This is a genomic window from Deltaproteobacteria bacterium, assembly GCA_018668695.1.
Classification (GTDB): Bacteria; Myxococcota; XYA12-FULL-58-9; order XYA12-FULL-58-9; family JABJBS01; genus JABJBS01.
This window is the reverse complement of sequence record JABJBS010000047.1, coordinates 1-10,378: the sequence shown is the minus strand read 5'-3', so window position 1 is coordinate 10,378 and position 10,378 is coordinate 1. Positions and strand designations below refer to the sequence as shown.

The 10,378-nt window shown below is 48.7% G+C and carries 9 protein-coding genes; 3 read left to right on the top strand and 6 right to left on the bottom strand.

The genetic code is table 11. From position 1 onward, the window contains the following. From HOK28_02350 to HOK28_02335, 4 genes are all read right to left on the bottom strand, one after another. A partial coding sequence (locus HOK28_02350) for a DNA alkylation response protein (protein MBT6431902.1) occupies positions 1-725 on the bottom strand: 725 nt, incomplete at its 3' end. Between the two features lie 96 nt (positions 726-821). Further along, complete coding sequence (locus tag HOK28_02345; protein ID MBT6431901.1) at positions 822-1,196, bottom strand: response regulator; 375 nt, start codon at positions 1,194-1,196, stop codon at positions 822-824. Positions 1,197-1,245: 49 nt separating this feature from the next. After that, positions 1,246-2,151: a hypothetical protein gene (locus HOK28_02340; GenBank protein MBT6431900.1), complete on the bottom strand. Its 906-nt coding sequence runs from the start codon at positions 2,149-2,151 to the stop codon at positions 1,246-1,248. Positions 2,152-2,171: 20 nt separating this feature from the next. After that, a complete protein-coding gene (locus HOK28_02335; protein MBT6431899.1) occupies positions 2,172-3,989 on the bottom strand; it encodes a hypothetical protein in 1,818 nt (605 codons plus the stop codon). Positions 3,990-4,246: 257 nt separating this feature from the next. On the opposite strand from HOK28_02335, the gene HOK28_02330 reads away from it, so the two are divergent. Then, positions 4,247-5,185, top strand: coding sequence for a hypothetical protein (locus HOK28_02330; protein MBT6431898.1), 939 nt, complete (start codon positions 4,247-4,249; stop codon positions 5,183-5,185). Positions 5,186-5,232: 47 nt separating this feature from the next. Continuing rightward, complete coding sequence (locus HOK28_02325) at positions 5,233-7,608, top strand: HAMP domain-containing protein (protein MBT6431897.1); 2,376 nt, start codon at positions 5,233-5,235, stop codon at positions 7,606-7,608. Positions 7,609-7,839: 231 nt separating this feature from the next. Here HOK28_02325 and HOK28_02320 read toward each other — a convergent pair whose 3' ends face one another. Together HOK28_02320 and HOK28_02315 are read right to left on the bottom strand one after the other, a co-directional pair. Further along, on the bottom strand, positions 7,840-8,814 hold the full coding sequence (locus HOK28_02320; protein ID MBT6431896.1) for a hypothetical protein: 975 nt from the start codon (positions 8,812-8,814) through the stop codon (positions 7,840-7,842). Then, the gene (locus tag HOK28_02315) at positions 8,811-9,596 is read right to left on the bottom strand and encodes a hypothetical protein (GenBank protein MBT6431895.1); all 786 of its coding nucleotides are present in this window, start codon (positions 9,594-9,596) and stop codon (positions 8,811-8,813) included. Before HOK28_02315 ends, HOK28_02320 begins: the two co-directional genes overlap by 4 nt. Positions 9,597-9,796: 200 nt before the next feature. On the opposite strand from HOK28_02315, the gene HOK28_02310 reads away from it, so the two are divergent. Further along, the coding region (locus tag HOK28_02310) for a hypothetical protein (protein ID MBT6431894.1) at positions 9,797-10,378 on the top strand (582 nt) is incomplete at its 3' end.

The following is a 10,378-nucleotide window of genomic DNA, read 5'->3' as shown; positions in this document are numbered from 1 at the left end:
TTGCTGGTTTGGGCCAAGGTTAGAAACGCGTCAGACATGGGCGCGCTGCAAAACCACTTATGCCCAGTAAGATGCCAGCCAGGACCCCATTCAGTATTTTCTGTGGGAACAGCACGACTGGTATTGGCCCGAACGTCCGAACCACCTTGTTTTTCGGTCATGGCCATTCCCATGGTCATACTGTCTTTTTCAGAGATTGGAATACAACGAGGGTCGTAGCTATTGCTCAAAAGCTTTGGAAGAAATCGCTTGGCGAGTTCTGAGTTGTTTTGAAGTGCAGGCACTGCTGCGTAGGTCATTGTAAGCGGGCAACACACGCCGCCCTCAATCTGGCCCAGTAGATACTCGAGCGCAGTATGCGCTACATGGCCCCCCGTATCATCTGTTTTCCAGGCAAGGGAATGAACACCAAACTGCATCCCGAGTTTCATCATGTGATGGTAGCTTGGGTGAAAATCAACTTCGTCTATTCGGTGGCCGAAGCGGTCGTAAGTTTTGAGTTCGGGCTTGTTGCGGTTGGCAAGTCTTCCGTGCTCAATCGTCTCACTTAGACCAAGTTCCCGGCCAAAGGATTGGAGAAGTGTGCTTGACCATTGAGCGCCGTAGCGCTCCACCGCTTGAGCCAGTGGAACATCGAGCTCAAACAGGTTGTAGTTTTCCAAATGGGTGGGCTGGTTTGCTACGTGGTGCGTGGGGAGTTCGTTTATAGGGCTACGAATGGGCATAGTCAGACCTGAAGATAAAAAGCTACAAGGGCGAACAGAATCACTAAGGCCGCTAATTATAAGGATATGCTTTGCAACCTACGACGTCAGAACTGATTAGCTACCGAGGACATGTTTGATGCCCGCCAGAAGCGGCTCTTCTTTAAACGGCTTAACAATCCATGCGGTTGCGCCAGCCTCGCGGCCTTCATTGGCAACTTCGCTTGAGGACTCCGTTGTTAGAACGAAAATAGGAGTATCCTTGTGGTTGGGGATCATACGGATTTCTTCGATCATCTCCAGACCATTCATGTTTGGCATATTGATGTCGACGATGAAGAGGTCGATCTCAGGGTGCGACATGGCTACCGTTAGGCCTTGGCCTCCGTTGTCTGCTAGCAGAACCGTGTAACCGTGAAAGCGAAGTGTATGTGAGAGTTGCTCACGAATAATTCCGGAGTCATCGACTACCAGTATAGTTCTATCTGACATTGTATTATCCCCTTTGTCCTAATGCTTTTTGGCATTGGATTTGTCTGCACTAGAAGAACGAGAGGCCACCCGGCTCAAGTATCTTCTGTTTTATATTCGGCTGAATGGCATTGACGTTAAACATGTCCAATACAAGCTCAACGAAAAGCGATTCTGTTTGGTCGGTAAGTCTTGTAACCAGCGATAGGGCGCCTGCCCCGTACTCTAAACTGGTGGTGTCACCTCGCACTGTGAGCGGGCATGAAATCTCTGCCTTCATTCCGTTTTGAACCAGAAAGGCTTTAAACTTCCCAACCACGGTGTTGCACATTTCACCAGCAAGTGCGGCGGCTTCATCCGGTTCTGCGGCGCGGTCTGCGGGCAGGATCTTGTCACAGGTGTTTTTGAAGAAAGCCTCGCTCCCACTGACGACGACTGAGCCGGTCGTACCTGGTCCACTGAAGCTAATCACCGACGAGATCTCTGCGAGCGCCGTTTTCTCGACGCGGACGTATTCCTGCATCACCTGTACTTCAGTTTTAAAAGACTGAAGTAATGCACTGCGTGCACTGAATTTCATGGCGTTGGCGACGATACGTGGAAAAAATCGATTGATAAGGAGCTGTTGTAATCTGAGAATAACAAAATTGGAGGATGCGTCAGACTCCACGATAGCATCAGGTAATTCAGTTCGGTGATTGGGTGCCAATACACCGGGTGGACAAATCCACATCACTGGGGTTTCAGGTTGGTTCTGTTTAATCTCGGTAAATACCTGCCGGCCCCGAAGTTCATCAAGTCCGTGAGCATCGACTGCGATCAGCGCCAGCTTACTCTTTCCTTCAAGTAGATTTGGAAATTCCTCGTGGTCGTGGGTCTTTGTAACTTCAAGCTTAAGATTCTCAAGCTGAGATACAATCGTTGAAAGGTGACTTTCGCCGTGTCCTACAAGCAGTGCCACGCGATCGACATCCATATTTACCCCCTCATTACTCTTCATGTAGCTGAAAACATTTGGAGACCACTTAGTTGAGCGCTCTCGTCAGCTAATTCTGCCAGTGCTTTAAAGTACAACCCAATGACCTTCTTCTCAAGCACTGTCACCGCCTGCATTTTCAAGTGCTCTTGAATTTCTTCCTGGGACGCTCCTCGAACCAGTCTCTCCAGCTCAAGCTTACGATGGTCGAATATTTGTTGCAACGTGTCATGTGTGTCCAGCACATGTCCGATTTTACGAGCTTCTTGAGCTGTACCCAAGATTAATTTTGAGGCCTCGGTGGACATCGACTTGGGATTGACGGGTTCGACCCAGTCGAGGAGACACTCATGACGAAAGGGCTGAATGTTTTCAGCGCTGATGGATGCTCGGCGAAGTTGGCTGCTTAGGTTGGCAAGGACCTGTGGAGACGGCCCTTCAAATTTCGCGAGTTTAAATGCGGTCACCCCGGTTGCATCGATGGTGGATAAGTTGCCCTCGATGGCGGTGTGGGCAAGCTGTAATATCACGCCAATTAAGCTGTCTTGATCGAGTTTAGCGTTCATCGCTGTTTGGAGAGGGGCAAGTTGAGGTTGCTGCCAAGGCAAAGCTTGAGCGGCGGCATCTGTGGCACGGTTTAGCCAGTCTTGGAGGGGCTTGGAGTCTTGCTCGCCGTCCCCAAGTTCTCCGGCGGCCTCCAGTAATTGGATGAGTCCAACCAGTGTGCGCAGCAGTGGTTCGTATAAAGCTAGAATCGAGGCGATGAGCGGCATGCGGCCCGGGAGATCGAAAGTCCTGGTTATATCAGTCAGGGGGAGCGCACGCTGGATGGAGGTGCAACGTGAGATCATACGAGAGCAGAGGTCTAGAACAGCTTCTTGGGTGAGATAGAGTTCTGAGAGTGCGTAACGGGAAATCGACGTAAGCATGCCCAGATACATACGGTTGAGGCTGGGAGCTTTGGAATCCGTTGGTTCTAGGCTGCGTCTGCCCTTGGTGAGGAGATTCTTGACTGTTTCATCGAGTACCATGGACGCAAGCTCTTCTGGTATTTCCTCGGCCGCAGACTCAGGGAGTTCCACCCTCACATTCGGACCAAACACGGCAGGCATGCTGTTCCAGAATTCTTGCATCATGCGGGGAGATTGCTCGAAAATAAATTGTAGACTGGCGCCGGCCTCTGAAGTCGCAAATTCTTTCCAAAGTTTAAGTCCTTCAAGATTGAGCGTTAAGAGCCCGTTCCAGTTGCACCGAACGGTTAATAGTCCTTTTGGGAGAAGATTTGGCAACTGAGTGAATTCGGCCTTCTCGTCCAAAACCCCCTGCATAACCAGTTCTGAGCCATTCCAGTTCATATTCAAGATTCCGACTTTTGGCTTGAACTGGATGGTGTTGCCGCGAGGGGGTTTCCAGAGTTCCGTGCTTCGAGCGAGATTGAGGCAGGCCGTAAAGGCCTCCGGTGCAAGAGGTGTAGGTAGCCAGCCTACCACGCCGGCCATTCGTGAGATTTCCCTAAAATTTGGGTTCATTGATTCGGTGAGCAACCAGATGATTGAGCTGTCATTTGTGGCCTCAGCGATAAGATAGGCCAGTTCTAAGGAGTTGACCTCAGGGGATTTGTCGCTGAGTAGGTAGATCATTTTTGGGTTGGTTTTCCAGGGCCGAGCACGCTGGATTTCTTCAGCAGTTTTAAACCATCTCAATTCAAAGTTGAGCGTATCGCTGAGGCTGTGGAGAACAGGAGCGGAGGTATTTAGGGGGTCTAGTACATTCACCGCCCAGGACGCAGCCTTCAGTTGGTCAGCCTCGGTATTGTGTACCTGCTGCACTTTGGTCATAGGCTCGGTCTCCCAGGAGCCGGTAGCAGGTCAGCAATCAGTCAAGCTGGTAAGAGCTGACCTGAGATGAACTCCACTATATACTATATCGTTTGATTTGAGCCTGATGGAAGGAAAGGATCTCGATACTTAAGGGTTTCTAATTAGGCCAGATCTAAGGTGCATTGCACTTTGGGATCCGCTAAGATGACAAAGAATCGAAAGCTCATTAGCCGCGTTCACTCGATGATGCTCAGGATTCTATGGGGGTAGATAGCATGGAGTTGTCCAGCAGGGTCTTGGTTTACGACCATGAGGCCGAACAAATGGATTCGCTTAAAGCCTTTTTCAGTAACCGCTCATTAATTGGATTGAGAGTCGGGTCTGAGTCGAAAATAATCGATGTCCTCAACACCAATATTGACCTGGGCGCAGTATTCCTAAGTGGTCAAGTTGCCGACGAAATTATCATCGATATTCACCGATTGCGCTCTGAGCTACCCATCTTCATCCGTCAATCTGAAGCAGAGCCGGTTTTGGCATCGGTCCCAGTTGTGCCGTACGAAACAGGGGATGAGGACAAGCTCGACCAGTTGGTGAACACCTATATTTTTAACCGCTACTATCCTTCCGAGTTGATTCGTTTGATTGCTGAGGGAACCCGAGATGTCGTCGCCGACGTTTTCAGTGGGGTCAATGTAAAATACGAAAAGCCATATTTGATTCGCGACCGAATCATTTATGGTGAGTTGTTTAGTTTAATACGTATGGAAACCGATTGGTGTCGTGGTTACATGATGCTCCAAATGGCGGAAGAGCAGGCGGGTAAGTTGATTCAGCAGGGCGACGTCCCAGGCATTATGCCTACGGCTGAGGAACTCAACTTTCGTGTCGTGAATTCACTTTTGAGCGAATTGACCAACTCGGTTTGGGGGCGGCTTAAGGGTTCCTTTGCACCGAAGGGCTCGGTCAAAGAAAAATCGAAATTCAGCTCCGAAATCCCAAGCGTCATTAATCACTCACGAAACTACATAAGCTTTGGTACCGATGATCCGAAGCTTTGTTTTAAATACACGTTGAACAAAGAAGGTGCTGAGCATCCGATGGTGGTTTACCAGAAGTTTGCGTTTCACCTGAAGTGGGAACCTGAATCGATGAAAGCAGGATTCGAACAGGTCAACGATATGGTCGAAGAGGGTGGTTTGGTATTTCTCTAAGGTAAAGAAGAGGGATATCGGCATGAACTCAAATTAATGAGGTTGGTGTGCAAGGCAGAGTAAAGACAAGTCTGAGGCGCAAGCTGATTATTACAACGGCCATGACCTTACTCCTGGTCAGTGTGGGCACAATTTCGGTTGTTGCTAGGCTTCAAGTGCAACAGTCAGACGAGCATTACGCTAAGATCGGAGAAGGTATTACCAGCGGCCTAACGGACAAAGGTATCATCTTGGCGACGAATCACGCCCTGGCATTGCGAGGTTTTGTAGAAGCCAATGCTTTCGGCGACGTTAAGGATTTGGTGAACCGTACGGTAGCCGAAGATGTTGATGTCATTTATGGACTCTTCGTTGATGCAGATATGAGTCCTTGGGCTTTTGCCGCACCTGGTACAAACGAAGAAGATACAGAGATCACGGGTTGGGAGAAGCTGGGCGTAAGTGAAGAAATGCTGGAGCAAGATTCCGGCAACCGACAGTTTACGATTTATGATCAGGATATTCTGGAGTTTTCATCGAAGGTGGAAGTGGACGGGGAACTCCTGGGTAGTATCCGCTATGGATTGTCGAAAGCTAGGATCGACAAAGAGCTACAAATCGCGAGAGAAGAATCAGATGCCGCACTGATTGAAATCATGAAGATTTTAATTGGTTTGGGCTTCTTCTTTGTTTTCGTCGGTGCGTTTCTTACTTGGCGACAGGCCATCCGAATTACCAGCCCGCTGGGAGTTCTTACGGAAGCTGCGGATGCAATTGCATCTGGAGATCATTCGGTTCAGGTTGATGTGCAAAGCGGTGACGAAATTGAGATTCTCGCATCTTCGTTTAACAAGATGGTTCGAGACTTGGCAGCATCTTACGATGAACTTGAGCAGTTGAACAAAGGGTTGGAGGAGAAGGTCGAAGAGCGGACTCGGGACCTACAGCAGAAAACCGATGACGTAGGAAATATGTTGAAAAATCTTCGGCAGGGTATTTTCACCGTTACCGAGGGTCAAACGATTCACCACGAGTATTCCGCGTACTTGGAAAAAATTCTCGATACAAAAGATATTGCCGGCAATAGCATCATGGATGTTTTGCTCTCTGGGACAAACCTTGGCCCAGATGCAGTCGACCGAGTTTTTGTAGCCCTGAGCAATATGCTGGGCAAGCCGAGCATCAATTACGTGATGAACGGGCACCTACTACCCAGAGAATTTGAAAAGGATGCTCCGGGCGGTGCGATTAAGATTCTGGAAGCCGAGTGGAACGCGATTACAGATACGGGCGGTACCACCCAGAAGATCATGGTGACCTTGCGCGACGTTACAGAGCTACGCCAGTTACAGCGTGAGATGGGTGAGCAGAAGCGACAGCTGGAGATGGTGGGTCAGATTTTGGCGGTTCGGATTGATGACTTTAAGACCTTCATCTTCTCGAGCACCGAATTTCTCGATCGAAACCAGTCTCTCATTTTAGGAACCTCGGAGCGTGACTCTGAAGTCATTGGAGAGCTCTTTCGAAATATGCACACAATTAAAGGTAACGCCCGAACTTACGGTTTTACCTTTTTGAATGACATTCTGCATGAGTCGGAAACCCGTTATAAAGAATTACGTGAAGATGAGGACAAACCTTGGGATCCTGCTGAGTTACTTGAGGAGCTGGATTTAGTTACGGCTGCAACTCAAGCTTATATCGACGTCTTTGATAATAAGCTAAGCAACTTGGCTGACAACCAAGTGACCGAAGGGGCCGGTGTTTCCGGAGAATTCGTACAAGAGCTTAAAGGACTCATCGACGGTGGACGAAACGGCGGCTTAGGGCTTGAGGCAATTTTAGACGGTCTCGAGTGCTCGGTACGTATCAATACGGGACAAGCACTCGGGGATGTCTTGAGTTCAGCTATTTCGGGAATGGCGTCTATCGCTGACGAGCTTGAAAAACCTATACCCGCCGTGGATATTACGGATCCTAATATTCGTATCCCTGCCGATGTAGCGCCACTGATACAAAATGTCTTTGTTCATGTATTTAGAAATGCAGTCGACCACGGCTTAGAATCAGCCAAGGAGCGCGAAGGCGCAGGTAAAAATCCAAATGGAACCATTACCCTTGAGACCAGCTTAGAGGAAGATCGGTTGATTGTTCGAGTACAAGATGATGGCCGAGGGTTAGATATCGGCGGCCTGAAGCGTAAGTACAGTGAAATTAACGGGGGCTCTGAGGTGCCGGCAGACGAGGCGAAGATTGCAGAGCTGATCTTTTACTCCGGGCTTTCAACGGCTGAGCAAGTGACCGACATATCTGGTCGGGGCGTAGGTATGGATGCGGTGAAGAAGTTTCTGGAAGACCGAGGTGGTTTCGCTCAAGTGGAACTTACCGGTAAAGAAGGAGCGAACTTTCGTCCATTCTCTCTCGTCTTCGGCGTGCCGCTCTAGTTCATTCAAGTCTTCTTCAGGCTCCTCCATCAGAGCCATATTCATTAGACCTATTCTAGCCCTAGTCACTAGGCCGATATCTTATGGGGTGTTGTGCGAAACTCCGGCAGAGGTGGTCAATTATCTTTGAGCAGGTAAGTCGCACTCATCCTCAGCACAACCATCTATAGATTCTGCGGGTTCTGGATAGAGATAAAAGGGTTTGCTGCGGGCTACGGCCGTTAACTTCTTTTAGTCGACTTGCACATCAATCTGGTCCAGCGCGTTTTCTTTAAGCTTCAGATACTTCTTCGCGAAGGGTACCAGGAGAACCTTTTCAATCGCTACAGGCTCCTCGAGCTCTTTGTCGCCAACCTGCCAGTCGTTCTCTTGAAGGTCGAATAATAAGTTGGCTGCTTGGACGCCCAATGCAGTGTGGTCTGGTAGAACTGCGAACGACCCAAATCTAAACTTGGACGATACGAGTGATTGAACGTTGACCAAGACAGGTTTTTCATTGCGCTTGAGTGCAGGTAGCCAGGACTTAATGAGCAGGTTTTTGTTGAGCAAGACGTTGTCGTTTAAAATCCAGATGGCGTCTACTTCATCGCTTTTGGTCAGGGACTTAATGGTTTTCTTAAGGGATGTCTTCACATTTTTGGTGTTAAGCCTTTTCGCTACGATTTCAATCTTCTCTTGGGCCGCCATCGCCTTTTGCTCGTTAATAAAGTCGTCAAATACGTCGCGATAGATAACGCCCACTCGGCGAATCGGCTGATCTAGGATATTACGTAAGCCTACGAAGCATGTGATCGCAGCAATTTCGTAATTGATTCCAGTGCCATTTTGAACACCGCTGCTGGTTTGGCGAAGAAAAGAAGCCATCATCATCAGAGCAGGTGGATGCTTAGTCGCGGGGTCGAGGCTGGCTTGATATTTCTTATAGAGGTTAACCGTTGGGTTATTCATTAAGACGACGGCTTTAGGAGAAGAACTCTTGAAGAAATTGCCTAAGTCTTCAATAGAGGTGCTTGAATCAACATATTGCGTTATCAAGTTGAGGTCTTCGCCAACTTCTTCTTGAAGTCCAACAAGCGCACTTTTGGCACCAGATGAATCGGGCATAAGAACAAGAATATTGTCAACGTTTTCGGCAAAGGCCTGATTTGCTAACAATAAACTCGTTACGGCTATGAACCGAGCGGTGGCTTTCATGAACTTTCTCATAGTGCCCTCCAGGAACTCACTCGCATGATATCTTGTACTTTGCCTTGCAGTTTCTTAACGGCAGATTGAATCAGCTTTTTGTTGGTATCCGACAGAAAACCGAGTGCAGGCAGCCCAACTTTGGCTCCACTGATAGGAGTCACTTTTAGGTCTAGTTTTGATTTAGATTTGAACGCTTTGACATCTTTTTCTGGGATGAGGACCGCGTCGGCGACTTTAAACTGCAAGAGAGACAGCAAGTCTTCCGGTTTTGAAACCCGTTTGATCTTAGGTTTCTTCGAAGTCTGGATCATTTTGGATACGAAGTTGGCCATTTTTTTACGACCCAGGAGGTCGACAATGCCAATCGTTAGTTGGGTCTCGGCTTGAATCTCAACGGTTTTACCAACCGAAATAAGTACAAATGATTCATTCGGGCTTCCCTTATCAAGGCCTTGTAGGCCCACAGAAATGCCGGTTTCATTGTCGATGACTGGCCGATACGAGAGAATTGCGTCTGGAGGCTGTTTTTTAATGTTTTTCTGGAAGTCTTTGACGCGTCCGAAAACAGTAACGTTTACAGTAGGAATTGCTGAGTTTAGCATCTTTTGAAATGCGTTGGGTCGAACATCTGTTGGCAGGTACACAAACATGGAGGGCTTATCAGCGGCGTGAACCAGAGCGGGCGTTGCAAAGCTCGTTAACAGGCATGCTGTGCCCATTACTAAAAGGCAGAGTAGGCGTTTGACGCGCCCTATAGTCCGCTGAGCTCGAGACAATATTTTCCCCAATTGGTGCGGCACCAAAACCCCCTTGGTACCTCAAAAAAGTGTACGCAGGGTCAGAGTGCCAGTCAACCCGCTACGTTCTTCTAGGAATCGCTCTTGAGGCTTTTCCTAGACTTAGATCTCTGAAATCATGGAAACGCTAGATGAGTTGAAGACAAGGTGACCTCTCAATTATTTTGAGGCAGGGTCTGAACAATGGGTAGGGTTGGGGCTGCGTGAAATCAGGGAAGCAACAAAAATGCCGGCTTCTCATTGTGAATACGCCGGAAGTCATCTCGTTGAGATTCAACGAACTTTTCCGTCCGTTTTTTGAGTGTCGTATCATTTCACCCGGCGACGATGTCGCGGGACCCGCGTCTTATTATCGGCCAGCCGTCATTATCGTGGGAACCATTGGTTCGATGGATGCGGGAATTGAGATCTGTCAAAGTCTAGATCGAGAGCCGACGGTGCGCGGCGCGCGCGTGATTGTTTGGAGCTCGGAATATCAAAAAGAGGCATTCGAGCGATGTCGCGATGTCTTTGCAGATGATGTTGCCCTCTTAAACTTTGTTGATGGCGGATTGACTGACCAATCAACTTTTGAGTTTAGATCACGGGTACTCTTGCATCGAGAAATCAAACTCGCAGAAGACGATATTTTAGAGTCGCAAAGTGAAGTGGCGGCGTCTCAAACCTACCTTGAAAACATCGTTAACTCGATGGGCGACGCACTTGTCATTCTCGACGAGAATGAAGAGGTACAGCGGGCCAATGAGCCGCTCTTTGCCATGATGGACCGAGCCCCCGAGGATATC